The 19,722-nt window shown below is 32.0% G+C and carries 12 protein-coding genes and 1 tRNA gene; 5 read left to right on the plus strand and 8 right to left on the minus strand.

The features are described from left to right. The first annotated feature begins 4 nt into the window (after positions 1 to 4). From WNY78_RS08750 to ribB, 4 genes are all read left to right on the plus strand, one after another. Positions 5 to 2,425: a DNA translocase FtsK gene (locus tag WNY78_RS08750; protein ID WP_342872818.1), complete on the plus strand. Its 2,421-nt coding sequence runs from the start codon at positions 5 to 7 to the stop codon at positions 2,423 to 2,425. Positions 2,426 to 2,558: 133 nt separating this feature from the next. After that, a complete protein-coding gene (locus WNY78_RS08755; protein ID WP_342872819.1) occupies positions 2,559 to 3,200 on the plus strand; it encodes an outer membrane lipoprotein carrier protein LolA in 642 nt (213 codons plus the stop codon). A 17-nt stretch (positions 3,201 to 3,217) separates the two neighbouring features. Beyond that, entirely contained in the window at positions 3,218 to 5,590 is a 2,373-nt protein-coding gene (locus WNY78_RS08760) for an LptF/LptG family permease (protein ID WP_342872820.1), read from the plus strand. Positions 5,591 to 5,621: 31 nt separating this feature from the next. Beyond that, positions 5,622 to 6,776, plus strand: a complete 1,155-nt coding sequence (gene ribB / locus WNY78_RS08765; RefSeq protein WP_342872821.1) for a 3,4-dihydroxy-2-butanone-4-phosphate synthase — start codon at positions 5,622 to 5,624, stop codon at positions 6,774 to 6,776. 183 nt (positions 6,777 to 6,959) lie between these two features. Here ribB and WNY78_RS08770 read toward each other — a convergent pair whose 3' ends face one another. From WNY78_RS08770 to WNY78_RS08805, 8 genes are all read right to left on the minus strand, one after another. Further along, complete coding sequence (locus WNY78_RS08770; RefSeq protein WP_342872822.1) at positions 6,960 to 7,754, minus strand: T9SS type A sorting domain-containing protein; 795 nt, start codon at positions 7,752 to 7,754, stop codon at positions 6,960 to 6,962. A 5-nt stretch (positions 7,755 to 7,759) separates the two neighbouring features. Continuing rightward, complete coding sequence (locus WNY78_RS08775; RefSeq protein WP_342872823.1) at positions 7,760 to 8,740, minus strand: hemagglutinin protein; 981 nt, start codon at positions 8,738 to 8,740, stop codon at positions 7,760 to 7,762. 189 nt (positions 8,741 to 8,929) lie between these two features. Then, positions 8,930 to 11,002, minus strand: a complete 2,073-nt coding sequence (locus WNY78_RS08780) for a tail fiber domain-containing protein (protein ID WP_342872824.1) — start codon at positions 11,000 to 11,002, stop codon at positions 8,930 to 8,932. Positions 11,003 to 11,281: 279 nt separating this feature from the next. Then, the gene (locus WNY78_RS08785; RefSeq protein ID WP_342872825.1) at positions 11,282 to 13,612 is read right to left on the minus strand and encodes a hypothetical protein; all 2,331 of its coding nucleotides are present in this window, start codon (positions 13,610 to 13,612) and stop codon (positions 11,282 to 11,284) included. Between the two features lie 274 nt (positions 13,613 to 13,886). Beyond that, entirely contained in the window at positions 13,887 to 16,754 is a 2,868-nt protein-coding gene (locus WNY78_RS08790) for a response regulator (protein ID WP_342872826.1), read from the minus strand. Positions 16,755 to 16,845: 91 nt separating this feature from the next. Next, positions 16,846 to 18,042 (minus strand): DegT/DnrJ/EryC1/StrS family aminotransferase, encoded by a 1,197-nt coding sequence (locus WNY78_RS08795; RefSeq protein WP_342872827.1) that lies wholly within the window; start codon positions 18,040 to 18,042, stop codon positions 16,846 to 16,848. 7 nt (positions 18,043 to 18,049) lie between these two features. Further along, positions 18,050 to 18,469: a hypothetical protein gene (locus WNY78_RS08800; RefSeq protein ID WP_342872828.1), complete on the minus strand. Its 420-nt coding sequence runs from the start codon at positions 18,467 to 18,469 to the stop codon at positions 18,050 to 18,052. A 64-nt stretch (positions 18,470 to 18,533) separates the two neighbouring features. Beyond that, the gene (locus tag WNY78_RS08805; protein ID WP_342872829.1) at positions 18,534 to 19,163 is read right to left on the minus strand and encodes an NAD(P)H-dependent oxidoreductase; all 630 of its coding nucleotides are present in this window, start codon (positions 19,161 to 19,163) and stop codon (positions 18,534 to 18,536) included. 175 nt (positions 19,164 to 19,338) lie between these two features. On the opposite strand from WNY78_RS08805, the gene WNY78_RS08810 reads away from it, so the two are divergent. Continuing rightward, a tRNA-Ser gene (locus tag WNY78_RS08810) sits at positions 19,339 to 19,423 on the plus strand. The last annotated feature ends 299 nt before the right edge of the window (positions 19,424 to 19,722 follow it).

Consider the following 19,722-nt stretch of genomic DNA (forward strand, 5'->3'; position numbering starts at 1 on the left):
GAACATGGCAAAGAAAAAAACCAAGACAAAAAGCAAAGCTAAAACTACTGCAAAAGTTAAAACAACTCCGAAATTCAAAAAACCGAGTTTGAAACTATCGAGTCAGCAAAAACTGATTTTTGGTAGCTTATTAATCATACTTGGTATTTTGATGTTTGTGGCTTTTCTATCTTTTTTCTTCACAGGTCAAGCAGATCAAAGTACGCTCTCAGAAATGGCATCGAGAGATATAGAAACTCAAAACTGGCTTAATAAATTAGGTGCTTGGACCAGTGACTTTTTTATTAATAAAGGATTTGGAATAGCATCGTTTATATTTTCAGGTTTATTATTCTTATCTGGAATTTACATCACATTAGACATCAACAAAGCTCGATTACGTCGTCATTGGATTTGGGGAACATTAATCGTTATTTGGCTCTCTGTCTTTTTTGGTTTCTTCTCACATAAATATGATACCCTTGGTGGTACAATTGGCTTTGAGATGAATTCCTTTTTTCAAGATTATATTGGTAAAATAGGCACTATACTCCTACTCGTCTTTGTATTAATCACGTATTTAGCAATACGATTTGGTGTAAATGGAGACACATTTGTAAATTTATTTAAACGTGCTAAAAGTGACCTCAAGAGTGAAATTAATACTGTAGATGACGATTCTACATTTACAGTTGATAATGATTTATCTGCGGAAGCTGAAGATATCAAATCTGCTTTTGACCTTAAAGTTGAAGAGCCAAAACCTACAGAGACTGTCAAAAAAACAGAACCTACAGTAAGTAAAACCTTAGAACCAGAATTAAAGGTTGACACAAAAACAGAACCTATTAATAAAGACGCAGAGTTAAGTATAGAAATTGAAACAGTAGAAGAAGAGATTTCTGAGACTGATAATTTATCTAACAAACTTGTTGAAGATTATGGGCAATTTGATCCAACACTAGACTTAAGTAAGTTTAAATTTCCTCCTTTAGACTTATTAAAAAAATACGATACCGAAGGCATTACAATTAATCAAGAAGAACTTGAAGACAATAAAAACCGAATTGTAGAAACCTTAAACAATTACAAAATTGGTATCGCAAGTATTAAAGCTACGATTGGACCAACGGTGACTTTATATGAAATTGTACCAGAAGCTGGTGTTCGTATTTCTAAAATTAAAAATCTTGAAGATGATATTGCATTATCATTATCTGCTTTAGGAATTAGAATCATTGCTCCAATTCCTGGAAAAGGAACCATTGGTATTGAAGTTCCAAATAAAAACGCAACGATTGTTTCTATGCGATCTGTTATTGCATCTCAGAAATTTCAAAAATCTGAAATGGAGCTTCCAATTGCTTTTGGAAAAACCATTAGTAACGAAACCTTTGTTGTCGATTTAGCAAGAATGCCTCACATGTTGATGGCTGGTGCAACAGGACAAGGTAAATCGGTTGGATTAAATGCGGTACTAACATCGTTACTTTACAAAAAGCATCCTGCAGAAGTTAAATTTGTTTTAGTTGATCCTAAAAAAGTAGAATTAACATTATTCAATAAAATTGAGCGTCATTATTTAGCAAAACTCCCAGATAGCGAAGATGCCATTATCACAGATAACACAAAGGTTATTAATACGTTAAATTCTCTATGTATTGAAATGGATAACCGCTACGAGATGCTCAAAAATGCATTATGTCGTAATATTAAAGAATACAATACCAAATTTAAAGCGCGTAAATTAAATCCAAATGATGGTCATCAATTCTTACCATATATTGTTTTGGTCGTCGATGAATTTGCCGATTTAATTATGACTGCTGGTAAAGAAGTGGAAACTCCTATTGCACGTTTGGCGCAGTTAGCTCGTGCTATTGGAATACATTTAATCATCGCTACTCAGCGTCCATCTGTAAATGTAATTACAGGTATTATTAAGGCAAATTTCCCAGCTCGTATTGCTTTTAGAGTAACCTCTAAAATTGATTCTCGTACTATTTTAGATGGTGGTGGAGCAGATCAATTGATTGGTCGTGGTGATATGTTGTATACCTCCGGAAATGAGATAACGCGTATACAATGTGCGTTTGTAGACACACCAGAAGTAGAAAGAATCACTGAATTTATTGGCTCACAAAAAGCATATCCTGATGCACATTTACTTCCTGAGTATGTTGGTGAAGAAAGTGGCACAAGTCTTGATAATAACATAGCAGATAGAGATAAGTTGTTTAGAGAAGCTGCTGAAATCATTGTGACTGCACAACAAGGTTCTGCCTCTTTATTACAACGTAAACTAAAATTAGGATACAATAGAGCTGGTCGTTTAATTGACCAATTGGAAGCTGCTGGAATTGTTGGTGGCTTTGAAGGTAGTAAAGCAAGACAGGTTTTAGTTCCAGATTTTGTAGCTCTAGATGCATTATTAGCAAACGAATAATTATTAAAAAGATTCATTTCCGAAGGGAATAAAAATTAAAACGATGTAACGAGCATGTTCAAAACATTATCTTTAAAAATAAAAGTTGATAGCGAACAGCATGTGACCATTACGAAACAATAAATTTAAACACATGAAACAAATAATTGTAGTATTAGCATTATTAATTAGTAGCATAGGATTTTCTCAAGATTCTGAAAAAGCTGAGGCGTTACTCAACGAGGTTTATAATAAAGCTCAAGCTTATGAAAATATTTCGGTGAGTTTTAAATACGTTTTAGAGAATGTAAGTGAAGATATCAAGCAAGAAACTCGTGGTGATGTAGTGATGAAAGGCGACAAATATTTACTCAATATTCTTGGCGTTACACGATTATTTGACGGTAAAAAATTATATACAATTAGTCCAGAGGATGAAGAAGTAACTATTTCTTCTGATAATTCTGATGACGAAAACAGCATCACTCCAAGCAAAATGATGTCGTTTTATAAAGATGGCTATACCTATGTGATGGATATTATTCAGGATGTTAAGGGTAGAAAAATTCAGTTTGTAAAGTTGAACCCAATTGATACTAACTCTGAAATAAAAGAACTTTATCTTGGTATTGATGCTAAAACAAAACATATCTACAGATTGATTGAAGTTGGTAAAAACGGAACAAAAACGACATTGACTGTTAATTCTTTTAAAACAAATGAGCCAATTTCGAAAACCTTATTTACTTTTGACGAGAATAAGTATAAAGATTATTACATCAATAAGCTAGATTAGGCTAAGCCAAACTTTACATGAAAATACTAGATAGGTATATCCTTACGACCTACCTAAAAACATTTTTGACCGTGTTTATTATACTCATGTTCATTTTTGTTTTACAGGCTATCTGGCTATATATAGGAGATTTAGCAGGAAAAGATTTAGATACATTTATAATTATAAAATTACTCTTGTATGTCACTCCTACTTTGATTCCTTTAATACTTCCACTTACAATTTTATTAGTTTCAATCATGGTTTTTGGGCAGTTTGCTGAAAACTATGAGTTTGCTGCTATGAAGTCTACTGGTATCTCATTACAGCGCGCTATGAAAAGCCTTAGCGTTTTTATTGTCTTGCTTGGTATAGTAACTTTTATATTCTCCAACACAGTGATCCCTTGGGCAAATCATAATGTGTATAATCTTCGTAAAAATATCGCACAAGTAAAACCAGCAATGGCTATTACTAAAGGTCAATTCAACGAGATTGGTAATTATAATATTAAGGTTGAAGATAAAAGTGGTGAAAATGGCGAATTTCTTAAAAATATCGTCATTCATAAAAAAGCTGCTACAAATGCAAAAAATAAAACGGTTATAATTGCTGAAAGTGGATTACTAGAAGGTAATGTCAATTCAAACTTAATACAGTTAATTTTATACGAGGGTAATTATTATGAAGAAATTGAAAATAGAGACCCTAAACAAAATAAAAAGAAACCGTACGCAAAAAGCTACTTTGAAGAGTATATTATAAATGTTGATTTAGAAGGCATCAATAATGTTGACATGGATGACCAAAGTTATGACAACCGATACAATATGCTAAATGCAAGCGATTTAAGTCTTAAGATAGATAGTCTTTATAAAAAAAAGACAGTAGATTTAAAGAATTTCTCTAAAACACTTTATAATAGGACAACCGTTGGAACTTTAAATAAAAATATCTCACCTAATAAAGATTCTATTTTTGATGGAAATATTTTAAGTTTATATAATGACCGAACTAAAGTACAATTAATTAATCTGGCTAAAAACACCATTACTAGTACAAAACAGATTATTAGTTCTAACAAAAATAACTTTGCAGCACAAACCAAATGGAGAAACAAACATGTGATTTCTTTACACGAAAAATATGTGTTAGGTTTAGCATGTATTATTCTCTTTTTTGTTGGAGCTCCTCTAGGTGCTTTAATTAGAAAAGGTGGCATTGGATTACCTTTAGTAATAGCTATACTATTGTTTCTAACATATCATTTTATTGGGATTTTTGCAAAAAACAGCTCCATGGATGATTCATTAAATCCTATTGTAGCGACATGGCTATCAACTGCAATAATGCTACCACTAAGTATTTATTTAACCAGAAGAGCGACAAAAGACAGACCTTTATTTGAATCTGACGGACTTTTAAATCCTATTAAAAAGCTATTTGGTATTAAGAGTAAAACGCTTGTTTTTGATACAAATGTGCTTGATGTAAATTCTGAAGAATTTAAGATACTCACGACATATGATAATAATAAATTAATTGATGTTGTCAAACATTATAGGCAATATGATTATGATATTAATTACAAAAATTCATCAATTGCAATTTTAGAATCTAGAGGCATTACCAAGCAAGAATTAAAATTTGGAGGTAATTTAACCGATCATGAATATGAAGAATCTTTACGATTGAAATATTTGTATGTAGAGAATTCAAAACTTGCATTTGTACTTTATATCATTGCAGCAATTTTCGCACTGCCTGGAGCTGTTTTAAGAAATAATGGATTTCCAACTCTTGGAAATACATTGCTTTACATTGGTATTGGTATTGGTGTCTTTTATTTATTTGCTCTGATAAAATCTTTTATAGACCAGTCTAATTTATATAAACATTTAGGAAAAAATAATGTTTCTAATGCATTACTTTTTGTGCTATTAGGCTTACCGTTATATTTTATATTTTATTTTTATCAGAAGAAAAAAATTAATGAAGATTTAAAAATTAGTACACTTAAAAAAACGGATATTAATGAGGACACTCAATTAGAAATATCAGACCTTGAAGGTTTTAATTCTAAACTAAATGATTATAAAACGTATGCAAAATATGCGTTGATTTTTTTCTGTTTTGCTGTTGTACTTTTCGTATTATATTTAATATTTAAAAACAATACAATTCCAGCAGCTACCACTGCATCTATACAATTGTCTGTTGTTTCTGGATTTATTTTTATGATTTATGCTATAGTTTCTAGTGTGTCATTTTCTAGACTTTATAGCTTTGTGAACCAAGCTAATAAAACTAACCATATTCTCTGGACCATTTTAAGTTTTGTAGCTTATCCTTGGATATCTATTTTAAGACAAAAGAAAATCACCGAAGACTTTTCAGCAGAGAAAAAATAAGCCATATCTTTGCATTTCTAAACAAATACTAATGACTACCAATACTGCTCAACATACATCAAAAACTCAATTAAATACTATTGAAGAAGCAATTCTTGATATTAAACAAGGTAAAGTTATTATAGTTGTTGATGATGAGAATAGAGAGAATGAAGGCGACTTTCTAGCTGCTTCAAGTAAAATAACACCAGAAACTATCAATTTCATGGCAACACATGGAAGAGGTCTTATTTGCGCTCCATTAACTGAGAGCAGATGTAAGGATCTTGATTTGCACATGATGGTAAGTAATAATACCGATCCTATGGAAACTGCTTTTACAGTTTCGGTAGATTTAAAAGGTAATGGAGTGACTACAGGAATATCGGCAGGAGATAGATCAAGAACTGTACAAGCGCTTATAGATCCAAAAATTAAACCTTTTGAATTGGCAAGACCAGGTCATATTTTTCCGCTTGTGGCTAAAGATGGTGGTGTTTTAAGACGAACAGGACATACTGAAGCTGCCATTGATTTTGCAAGACTTGCTGGTTTAGAACCTGCAGGTGTAATTGTAGAAATTATGAATGAGGATGGCTCAATGGCTAGATTACCTCAACTTATGGACGTCGCTAAAAAGTTTGATCTTAAAATAGTTTCTATTGAAGATTTAGTTGCTTATCGCATGGAACATGACTCTTTAATTGAAAAGAAAGAAGATTTTGACATAGAAACACGTTTTGGAAAATTTAGATTACGTGCATATCAACAAACGACTAATAATCAAATTCATATTGCATTAACCAAAGGGTCTTGGTCTAAAGACGAGCATGTTTTAACTCGTATTAATGCAACGTTGGTCAATAATGATATTTTAGGTACGCTTACTAATAATGCAGATGAGAAACTTGATGATATGTTTAAAGTCATCAATAGTGCTGAGAAAGGTGCAATTGTTTTTATCAATCAGCAATCACAGTCTATGAATTTACTTAAACGTCTTAATATTTTAAAAGACAATCAAGTTGAAGGCGAAATCGTAAAAGCACCTAGTATAGAAATGGACTCTAAAGATTTTGGTATTGGTGCTCAAATTCTTCATGATTTGAATATTCATAAATTGAAACTCATAACAAATTCGCAACATACTAAGCGTGTAGGTATGATTGGTTATGGATTGGAGATTGTTGAATATGTACATTATTAATGTGACACTTTAGTTCTAACCTCATCTTCCATCTACGACTTATTTATCATGTAGGATATGATTGATGCATAAAATTAGAAACTACTTATCTATAATATAAAAAAGTACTCTTAAAAATTCATCTAGTAGTTATGAATTTTAAGAGTACTTTTTAAGTATTCAGACCAATAGATACTTAATTATTTATTCAATAATTACTTTTTTAGTTATAAATCCTTTATTGGTTTCTATTTTTAGAATATAATTACCAGTACTTAATTGATTCACAGCAATAGATGTCTTGCTTTTTGCAGATAGCACTTTTTTACCCAAAATATCATAAAGCTCCATTTGAATCACTTCTAAATTTGTTGAAACATTCAATATGTTTATTGCAGGATTTGGATATATAGACGTGGTATAATTTTCAAGTTCAATATCATCTAAATTCAGTGTTTCAAACATGAAATCTTCTTGACCAGAGACTAATCCATTAAAATAGTTTTGGGTCGTCGTCTCATCTATATTTGAGTTATAAAAACTATCTACAGCACCTCCAAGTCCCATTGCAATTGGATCTGTATTGACTAAGATTTCTAGTAAACCTGTTGTTGGCATATTACTAACATCAAAAGACATTAAAACAAAAGGGACGTTTGTAGTATGTGATAAGATTGTTTGTCCAGGTGGTAAATTCATCACAAAAGCATCTCGAGTACCATCGCCTAATCCAAAACTTGTTAATTGAGCAGCAGTCACTTGATTTGGTGTCCAAAGTCTACCGTTAAATTGTGAAATATTAAGAATATCTGCATCACCTGCTGGTAGCATTATAGCAAAGCCGATATCTGAAATATCTGTATTTGTTGCATCAAAATCTGGTATAGCGACTATAGAAAAGTTATAGTCTGTGTTGTGTACAATACCAAATTGATAACCTTGTGAAAATCCAGTTATAGTAAATAAAATTGTAAAAAGTAACGTGTAAAAATTTTTCATAGTTTTTAATTTTTGGGTGGAACAGTTGTGTTTATTGTAAATGTTGGTAGATTTAATAAGTTTCCTGGATGATTAAGAATATTATCCTTAATAATATTACTATCATTTGGAGAACCAGAAAATCGAGTCGCACTATTTAAATCAATATCAAAATTGAGGTAACCAGCAGACACGTAAGTAATGAAGTTTAATATATTACTAGGATCTGCAAGGATGTAATCTTTAATAGCATTCACATCATTATTACTGCCAGAGAATGTTATAGTGTCATCTGTATTCGCATCTCCAGCCCAAAGTGCTGTATTTCCAGAGTTTAAAAGCACTTGTGCATTGCTACCAAATGTTGAGAAACTACTGTTTGTAAAATCTACTGTAGTTGTTGAATTATCATTTAAATTAATAGTAGCAGAGCTCATTGCTCCCAAATGGTTTCTATGTTTAACAACTATAAAATAATTGGTTGGTGCAGCTTGCATCGTCACAGGAGATGTTCCATCAAAATCTACAACATCACCATCTCTTTGCACTAGAGCAGAACGAGCATTGATGAGTTTTTGATTATCATTCGCAGCTCTCAACTCTAGCCAAATCCAATCTACAATGGCATTATCTCCTATAGTATTAAATACTGACGCATTGCACGTCGCATTATCCTCATAAGGACTTGTAGTTGGTAGTAGCGCACTTTCTCTAAGTGTGTCATTCATTAATCCGTTTGCTGTAGGCACTAAAGCTGGTCCTTGTAAAAAGACAATTGGATCTATGATAATTCTAAAATCTGCATTTATAAATCCTTCGGAAATTGAAACACTTGGTGTACTTAGCTCTTGTACATTAACTTCACCAATGGTATACAAGATTTGAATACCTCCTTCAGAAGCTGAAGCGCCTCCAGAATCAATACTAAATTTTTCTATGCTTTGCGCATTTCCGAAGAAAAAAGCAAAGAATAGACTTAATAAAGTTGTTATTTGTTTACTTATCATAACCTATTTATTTTGGTGTTTGTGAATTTTTAATTTCATGATACTATTTATATAAGTATCTATTAAAATCTCAATTTGTTTTAGTTTCATAATTTCATTTATCACCTCTTTTATTTGAGATATAAAATTATTACATATTGATTTGGAGTGATGTAACTATTGTAACAATTCATATAACTTATGTAACAATTAATTAGATTGGTTGGCTTCTATAACCTCAATACGCTTTAAAAGTAATTGTAAAGCTTCATTTTGTTTTATATTCAAAGCAGTCTCATTAATAATAACTTTACGTTGTGACTCTATAACATCTTGTTGTTCTTGGATCGCTTTTATAAGTATAGGTATTAACTCGGTATAACTTACACTTAAAGTTTTGTTCTCATCTTCTCCAGTGTGTACAATTTCTTTTATGACAGACTGTACATCTTGAGCTATTAACCCTAAAGATTTGTTAAGCTGATTTGACTTTCCTTTCCAATGGTATGCTTTAGGCTGCAGTTTTAATATTTCATTTAAACCATAAGGCAAGGTTTCAATATCTTTTTTTAATCTTCGATCGCTACTGTGCACTACACTACCATTAACCAACACATTACCATTACCTAAAATAGACATGATATCTCCTGCATCTGAATGGTAAAAGTTAATGCGATCTGTAGCAGTAGTACCATTTAAACTTCCTGCAATAGCCCAATACTCTGAACTTGATGTATTAGAAATATTGAGTCGTGCATACGTACCAGCCGTTTCTCTAATATTAATTTGTGGTGAGGTTTGCGAACTCGCATGATCGATGTCTAATTTCGCATTAATACCAGCGTGTTTATCTACACCTATTTTACCATTTTTTAAGATGGTTAAGGCGTTGCTTCTATTATTACCATTTGTTCCATTACCAATTTCAAACAAAGGATCTATTGAATTCCATACAGTTGGATTACCTCCTCCAGCGTTATAAGTCCCAACAACTGTAGATGCAAAAGATTCGGCTTTTGTATTTGACCCCATTACTGTAGAAGAATTGCCTGAAGCAGTTGTAAGAAATCCCATTGCTACTGCTCTATTTCCTATTGCGCCATAAACAGAACTTGGTATAGTACTACTACTAAAATCCACAGCATTAAATCCTATATTACCAAAATTAGCTGAATCACTACCAACTATTCTATAACCATTCCCATTACCTTCATCTATGGCTTCGAGACCAGAAGCTGTTAAATTTATATCTGCATATTCTTTTGTTATTAAAGCCTTGTCGTCTATGATTTCATTTAAATCAAAAGTTGGAGCTATGATGGTTCCATTTTTTAAAACAGTCAAAGCATTGCTTCTATTCGCATTACTTGTTCCGTTACCAATCTCAAACAAAGGATCTAATGTGAGTGGTGTCACAGAATTACCTCCACCAACGTTATATCTTCCAATCACTGTAGAAACATAAGCTTGAGCAATTGTATTGTATCCCATTGCTGTAGAATAAATTCCTGAGGCTGTTGTTTGATATCCCATTGCTGTGGAAAGAAGCCCTGAGGCTATTGTGCCATTTCCCATGGCTGTAGAAATTTCTCCTGATGCAATTGTTTGATATCCCATTGCAATTGAAACATTATTTGATGCTGTTGTAGAATTCCCAATTGCTGTGGAATAAGTTCCTGAAGCTGTTGTAGAATTCCCTATTGCTGTAGAATAACCTCCAGATGCTGTTGTTCTATTTCCTATTGCTGTGGAAATATAACCTGACGCACCATTTACCGAAGATAATATTGTTGAAGTACTTAAATCCACTGCATCCTCTCCTATATTATCATAATTTTCTGGATCTCTACCTACTATTCTATAACCAATTCCATTACCTTCATCTAAGGCTTCAAGACCAGTGACATTGGCTGCCTTTTCTGCTTGTAATGCATAAGGTACTGCCATAAATTGTGTGGTTCCCATATCTATAAAACCAGATCCTGTATTAATTTGTACATTTAAAAAATGGTCGTCTGTTACCCAAGCTATGCTAGAAAAATCATCAGAGGTTGTGCCTTCACCTATATATACAATAATGAGTCCGTTAGCATCTGTTGTTGGTGAATGTGTTTCTTGGTAGACATTGGTAACATTTTCTAAAATAATGAATTGCACATCTATAGCTTGATTTGCCACCACATTACCAGAGCCATCTTTAACAAGAGCTTTATAGTTAATGCCTTGTTGAGCATAACTTAACAATGATATACAAAATACTAGCAGTGTAATTTTTGATTTCATAAATATTGATTTTTTGATTAAAAAGTAAGATATTAAACTATCCTAATTAAATGACAACATATTGTATGTATGGTACCTATATATGTATACCTAGTATTTTATTACTTATGACATATATTTAATGTGATCATTGTATTTTTTATCTAGATTTTATTTAATTACTAGATTTTGATTCTAATAGATTTAACAGAACTCCTATAGCTTCGATAGATGTATTATGAATGACAACTAATGCTTCTGAATTTTAAAAATGAGTTTTCATTTTTACCTCTTTTTAGATTACAATTTATAGATCACAAATTGAAAAGTTACAGGTGCTAAATTCCCTGAACTATTAAATGTACGTACATCAATATCACCACCACTAATAATAATAGAAGAGGTTCTAAAAGATGTAGAGTAAGGTGTAATTGAACAAGATGTATTAAAATGACTCATAGATTCATTATTAACACTTATAGTAATTACACCAGAAGAAATACTTGCAGTAAAATTACCTGTACCACTCAATATGTTAGCATTAGATTCTATGGTTCCATAAGCAATAGGTATCATATTGGCAGTACCTGTTACATCTGTATTTATTTCATTAGTAATTATTTTTTCTGAAATATTTAAAGTACCATTTACACTCATATCTTGTGTAACTTCAAGTTCTCCGTATATTCGTATTAAATCTGTATCAAACTCACCATAAATAAGAGGAAAACTAGATTGATCGTTATTTATGTATAATTTATTATTTTCATTATTACTAAGACCACCTGCTCCGTTACCAATATAAACATTACCACTTCCAGAATTATTAACAATTCCAGCAGATGCTCCAAGTGCAGTGTTTCTACTCCCATTTATATTAGAAATTAATGCATTACTTCCAATCGCTGTGTTAAGAAACCCATCTGTATTAATTATTAAAGCTCCATTACCTGCAGCAGTATTTCTATATCCTGAAGTATTACTGAGTAAAGCTCCATTACCTGCAGCAGTATTTCTATATCCTGAAGTATTATTGAGTAAAGCTTCACTTCCTGTAGCAGTATTTCTATATCCTGTAGTATTAAATGATAATGCATTAAAACCTACTCCAACATTTCTATTATCAGTTTCATCATCATTTAAACCAGCATTAATACCTAAAAATAGTGAAGAACCGTCAACATCAGACTTGCCATCTGTAAGATCATCAATTTTAGATAAGTAATTGTCTGCATATTCTTTTGTTATTAATGCTTTATCATCTGTAATTTCTAAAAGATCAAAGCTTGGTGCTATGATAGCTCCATTTTTTTTAACAACAAATGCCGAATTTCTGGCAGTATTGTTCGACCCGATACCTACCATAAATTGCGCTTCAATGTCATCTAAATTATAAGCACCAACTGCCATAGATGAAGCTGAAGAAGCAATTGTCCCTAAACCTAAGGCTGTTGAGGTATAAGCTAAAGCATTTGTACTGTTACCTGCCGCAAAGGATTGTCCTCCTGAGGCTATTGTTCCCGAGCCAAAGGCTGCAGAATAAAAACCAATATTTTCAGAATTCCATTCATCACCTGTCTCAATTGAAACTTTACCTACTCTAAAAGCACCATATTGTCCACTAAAAAAGAATTTAATATCGTCGTTTTCCGTTGTTGGGTCATCGTCTATTTGATGATTCCCAATAATAAAATCAAAAGTATTTCCAAAACCTGCGTTTAAGGTCAAAGCATTTTTTCTATCAGGAACATCGAATCCAGGTGATCCATTTCCAATTGCAAAAATTGTATTTGCATTTTCCACGTTATATGCTCCAAATACTGTAGAATTATCCCTTGTGGCTAAAGTATTATTTCCCATGGCAACAGAATAAGAACCAGATGCTACGGCTTCCTGTCCACTAGCCGTTGAAGCAAATCCAGAGGCCACTGTAGAATACCCGATGGCTGTTGATGAATAACCAGATGCCGTTGATCTATTTCCAATAGCTGTTGAATTATTACCTGATGCCAAAGTTCCAAATCCTAAAGTAGTTGAAAATTCACCAACGGCACGTGTACCAACACCAAAAGCATTTGAAAAATCACCAACTGCTCCCATTGGATAAAACGTATCTACAGAAATACTCAAATCAATAGCATTATTTCCTATTGGACCATAATATATAGGATCTTGTCCTACTAATCTCCAGCCTGTTTTGTCTGTAGTACCATCGTTTTCTGTGATTTTCTCTAAACCGCTTACATTAGCAGAACTCAAAGCATAAGGCACAGTCATGAATTCTGTAGTTCCCATATTAGTAAAGCCATCACCAATATTAATTAAGACTTCCAAGAAATGGTTATCTGTATCCCATTCTATAGTATCAAAGTTTGCACTCCCAGACACCAAAGCACCTTTACCTATATTAACAATAATAAGTCCATTTGAATCAGTAGTTGGCGAATGAGTTTCAGAATAAACATTGACTTGCTCTGTTCCTTTTAAGATATTAAATTGAATCTGAACAAGATCATTAGCAATAACATTTCCGAGGTCATCTTTAATAAGAGCTTTGTAATTAATGCCTTGTTGCGCAACACTTGAAATCGATATCAAAAAAATAGCTAGTAATGTTATTATTGCTTTCATAATCCTATTTGTTAAAAGTGGTTTTCTTAATGATTTTATTTTTGTGTATAATATTTAATATATACCTGCCAGGCTCTAAATGATTAATATTGAGATGAATTGCTTTTGTGGGAATTACATCTATATCGCCTTTGTATGTGGTACACTTTTTTTTCATACACAACAAATCTAAAAAGAGGACTATTAGACTTCTATGAGGCATGTAACAAAGACTATAACTATTGTAACATGCTAGGAATAATAAGGAGTATAAGCGGTTATAATTTGACGTCGTTTAAGAATTAACGCGTTTTGCATACTCAGTTGGTGTGCAATTATAAACGTCTTTAAAACATTTGGTGAAATAAGAATGGTCATTAAAACCTACAGAATAGCAAACTTGAGACATATTAATATCAGAAGTTTTTAATAATTGAGTTGCTAGCTTAAGACGTTGAGAACGTATAAATTCTGATGTTGTGAGTCCGGTTAATGCTTTTAGTTTTCTATGCAATTGCATACGACTCATGCCAATAGCTTCGGAAAATTCGCTAGCATTAAAAGTAGACTCGATTAAGTTTTTATCTAAAATAGCTTGTACTTTTTCAAGAAATTTTTTATCAACACTAGTTATGGAAATATCTTTAGGTAATAAAATTAGCTCTTGACTGTAACGCAGTTGTAGTTTTTGTCTAGTTTCTATGAGTTTTTCAACTTTAAGAGCTAATAAATTTTTATTAAAAGGTTTAGTGATATAATCATCTGCACCAGTTTCAATACCTTTAAATTGACTTTCTTCTGCTGCTTTTGCAGTGAGCAATATTATTGGAATGTGTGCAGTACGTTCATCATTTTTTAAATCTTTAGTTAATGCTATACCATCTTTTTCTGGCATCATAAGATCCGAAATAATAAGATCTGGAATTTGTTCTAAAGCCATCTCTACACCAATAGTCCCATTAGGTGCAGCAATTACATTATAGCGATCTTCAAAAATTTGTTTTATTAAATGTCGCAGATCGTCATTGTCTTCAACTATTAATAAAATTGGCAATTCACTGTCTGTAAATTCTTCAGTTTCATCAATTTTAGTTTCTGTATAAATATTTAACTCTGTATTATGTATACTATTTTCATCAACAAAAATGGCTTCCTTTTTAAAGTTATTTCTATCCACGGAAAGACTAAGATTAAATGAGGTTTCCTCATTTGGTGTACTCAAAACTTTAATCTCTCCTTTATGTAATTCTACAAGTTCTTTAACCAAAGCCAAACCAATTCCTGAGCCTTGATTTTGTTCATTAGTTTGATAAAAACGTCCAAAAATATTATTCAGTTCAAATGTTGTTAATCCTTTTCCTGAGTTCTTAACTTTAAGAAACAACTTGTTATCTTCTACATAAGCCAAACAAGTTACTAAACCGTTTTCTGGCGTATATTTTATCGCGTTTGACAATAAATTAACGGTGATTTTTTCAATAGCATCTTTATCAAACCAAACAGCGTCTTTACTTTGTGCTATATCTATACTATAAGTAATGTTTTTTTGCTTCGCATGATATGCAAATGATTCACTTAATGCTGAAATTAGCTGAATAACATCACCTTGCTGAAGATGTAATTTTAAATGACCTTCATCAATTTTTGACAAGTCTAACAACTGATTAATTAATTCTAAAAGTCGATTAGAATTTTGCTTAGCAATAGCAAATTGCTGACGCTTTTTATCAGAAATCGTATCGTCTGCTAACACATCATCAATGGGACTAGATATTAATGTTAATGGTGTACGAAACTCATGCGAAATATTAGTAAAGAAATTTGATTTAAGTGTGTCTAATTCTTTTAATTTGATATTTATTTTTTGACGATTACGATACATAAAAAACAGAAACACCCCAACTATAGAAACAATACTAATACCTCCCAAAAGTATGTTTCGTTGGTTTCTTTTTTGTTGTTCTATAATTTCATTTTGTGATTTTAATAAGGCTATTTCCTGTTCTTTTTTTGCAGTTTGATATTTTGTTTCCAGCTCAGATACATTTTCTTTGTTAAATTCTGTTTGAATTTTAAGAAGATGATGTCTGGCCTTTTCTGAAGCTTTAAAAGCTTTTTCAAAATCACCTAGATTAAAATAAACGCTGGCAAGAATATCTTGAATATCATATTTGTTCTCTTCACGAACAAAATATGCATTCTTCATTAAAGTTTGAGATCTATTGAGGTGATTTAAAGCTGTTTTGGGGTTGTTATTATTGTTATAAAATTCAGCAATCTTATAATTGGCAATAGCTTGCTTTAAAGTATCTGTAGTTTTGTTAATGGCTATTAACTCTTTTTTATAGTAATGTAAAGCTGAATCTTTTTGGTTTTCTTTATCATATAGGTTTGCTAAACCATTATAGATTAAAGATTTTCTAAGATAGTTATCGTTATATGTAGTATCACTAAAAACGGTATTAACAAGTGCTTTTTGATAATTCTCAATTGCTTTTTTAGGTTCATTTCTTTGAACATACACATATGCCTTTTTTTCGTAGAGAATGGCTGCTGGGACATTAAGGTAATACGCATTATAAAACTTAAGACTATCTTGAGTAACTTTTAAACCTTCCTCAACAAGGTTAATACCATCATTGATGTGTTTAGTCATCTGAGGAAAGAAACTAGTATCGTTTACGCCACGTGTTTCATATAAGATTTTAACAATACTTTCCTTGGTCATCGCTGCTAAGAAGATATCATCCTTTCTGAGCTCTAAAAGAGAATCTAATTTTAGAAAATGAACAAGCGCACTTCCGTCGTTTGTTCTGTTATAATATATTGAGCCTCTGGTATGATATATATTTTCTAAACGCTTTAAAGACTTGTTTTTAATGGCGATTGCTTCAGCCTCTGCCAAATAAGACAATGCTTTTTCTAAATCAGGCTCTAAACTGCTTGTAATTCCTACGATTTCTAACTGTAAAGAATCTGCCTTGAGGTGTTTTGCTAAATCGTAGCTTTTCTTTGCATACTGAAATGAACTATCTAGTTGTCCTTTATTGTAAAACGTTTTAGATGTCTTGATAAGTGTTTTTAAAGAATCTAGTTCCTTTTGATTTTGTCCATAAAAAACAAACGATACAAATAAAAAAAGAGTCACAAATCTATATGTCATGTTATTCGAAATTTCATACTTAAATATACACGATAATATGAAAATGAATAACTTAAGCCAATAATAATTGCAACACTTTTAGGTACAAATATTACAACAAGGCAGAATTTATGATACTCACCATTTTAGAAGCTCTGGTTTTAACCTCTTCTTCTGTCCATGACATTTTTATCAGGCACGAGATATTTCGACCTATAAAATGATCAGACTGATCATATGCAGTATTCTTAATATTTTCTAGACCTTGCTTAACTTCCGAAGATAAAGGAAATAAAGATTTTTGGTCTTTAAGGTGATTCCATTTTCTAACGTAATGCCAGTTATTATCAAAATAATTCCAGCATACATCCACACCATTTTCTTTAAAAGCTTGAATCACTTTTCTAGAAATTTCTAGATCTGGTAAGAAAAAATTTAAAAACGCATAGCTCTCCTCACCTCCTTTAGGAACTCGTCTAAATGTGACCTCAGGTATTACTTCTAGTGCCTCACGAAGAATGGTATAATGTTTTTTCTGAATAGCAATAAACTCTGGCAAACGCTTAACTTGCGCCAATCCTACAGCAGCATGTAACTCTGAAATTCTGAAATTATAACCTAAAAACGGATGCGTTTCTGCTCCTCTATCATTTCCAACATGATCATGACCATGATCGCTATAATAATCTGCATTACTATAATATTCTTTATTGTTTGTAATTACTGCTCCACCTTCTCCACAAGTAATGGTTTTTACAAAATCAAATGAAAAACAACCTAAATCACCAATACTTCCAAGAGGTTTACCGTTGTAAGTTCCTCCAATGGCTTGACAAGCATCTTCTACAAATAAAAGATTATGTTTGGTACAAATACTTTGTAAGGAATCTAAATCACCCATACTACCACACATTTGAACAACCATTACAGCTTTAGTTTTGGATGTTATTGCAGCTTCTACAGCTTTAGGATCTAAAGTTAAAGTATCATCAATATCAACCAAAACCGGAATAGCTCCAAGCATCATAATAGCCTCAAAACTAGCTACAAATGTAAATGTTGGCATAATGACTTCATCTCCTGCTCCTACTCCTGCAGATGCCAATGCTACAGACACAGCTGCTGTACCACTAGACACTAATTGTACGTGATTGGTTTGAAATGTTTTAGAAAGTTCACCTTCTAATTCTTTTGCTTTCCAATGACCATTTCGCATGCCATCAAAACCATAGCGCATTAATACTCCATTGTCTAAAACATCATTAACTTCTTTACGTTCTAAATCACCAAATAATTCAAATCCAGGCATGTTGTAATTATAGTTTATCGTTTAACAACGTCATAAATGTGAGCACCTTTTCTCTGGAAGAAAAATCAACAAGAGGCTCAATAATAGTTTTACCATATTTATCAATTAATGATAAACCTGGAGCACTTCTTTGCTTTGTGTAATGGATTCCAAAGCGAACATTCGTAGATGTTTTATCTGAAATATCTAACTTTAACAAAATCAAATTTGAAGTAATTTTATCTAAAAGATTAGAGTTATTGACAAGCGTTTTTAATTCTGCGGAAACATCTGCTTTTGGTGTATTAGTTACATAAACCAAAATAGGTTTGTTTTGAGTTTCAGATAACTTCAATGCTGTTGAATTATCAGTTAACCATTGTGATTGCTCTTGAGCAGATACCTGTAAAGTAATTGCTAAAACTAAGATAAATACTATTTTTTTCATGTGTTTTTTTTAAGATATACTATTGAAATCGCATTGATTACTCAAACAAATATAGGCTTTTTTACTACATTTCGATAACCGTTTCAATCACTTGTTTTCTTACTTTTTTAAATCCAGCAAACATATCATCTTCTGCTCTATAACCTACTGGTAGTAATAAAACAGACTTAAGCCCTTTTTCCCTAAGTTGTAAAAGAGAATCGTATTCTATTGGGTTGAAACCTTCCATAGGGCAAGAATCTATTTGTTCAATTGCACAAACAGTCATTAAATTACCTAAAGCAATATAAGCCTGTTTAGTTGACCATTCTAGACGTTCTTCTATACTTTTTGTAGCCATCATTTTCTTTAAGTCTATTCTATAAGGTGCTAATATAGTTTCTGGAGTTGAACGTACATCCTTAATCGTATCAAAATGTTTATCGACATCAGTATCTAGAATATCATCTTTAATACAAATTACTAACAAATGTGATGCATTAAGTACTTGCTCTTGTCCGTATGAATGTTGCACGAGTTCTTTTCTAATAGCTGCATTGGTAACAATAACTAACTTTAAAGATTGCAACCCATATGAAGTAGCAGTTAAATTAAAAGCTTGTTTAAGTATATTTATTTTTTCTTCGGAAAGCACTTTAGAAGCATCAAACTTCTTAGTTGCATAGCGCCATTTCAATTGATCTATGATATTCATTTATGTTTCAATATTTCTGCAAAAATAAGCTTTGAAGTTTCAAAAGTTGATTTAGAACTATAAAATAATTCTATAGCGATATTAAATACTTCAAAAAAATCAGTTTTTATTTGAAAGAATTAAAAAAGGGTTCTATATTTGCACTCGCAATTGGGAAATCCCAATGAGACACTTTGGAGAGTTGGCAGAGTGGTCGAATGCGGCAGTCTTGAAAACTGTTGAGGGTCACACCTCCAGGGGTTCGAATCCCTTACTCTCCGCAAAATGAAACCCATAACGAAAGTTATGGGTTTTTTGTTTTCAGCAACGTCGAAAGTATGCTTTCGAAAGTGAATGAAAACAAAAAACCAAACACACGAAGTGGGTTGCGGTTTCTATGCTTGCTCAGGATTACCCGTCTGGGATCACGAGCAAAGCGAATAATCCTAAATCTTTATGAAAACAAAAAACCAAACACACGAAGTGGGTTGCGGTTTCTATGTTTGCTCAGGATTACCCGTCTGGGATCACGAGCAAAGCGAATAATCCTAAATCTTTATGAAAACAAAAAACCAAACAC

Origin of the sequence: Psychroserpens sp. AS72 (genome assembly GCF_038900375.1) — a bacterium.
GTDB lineage: Bacteria > Bacteroidota > Bacteroidia > Flavobacteriales > Flavobacteriaceae > Psychroserpens.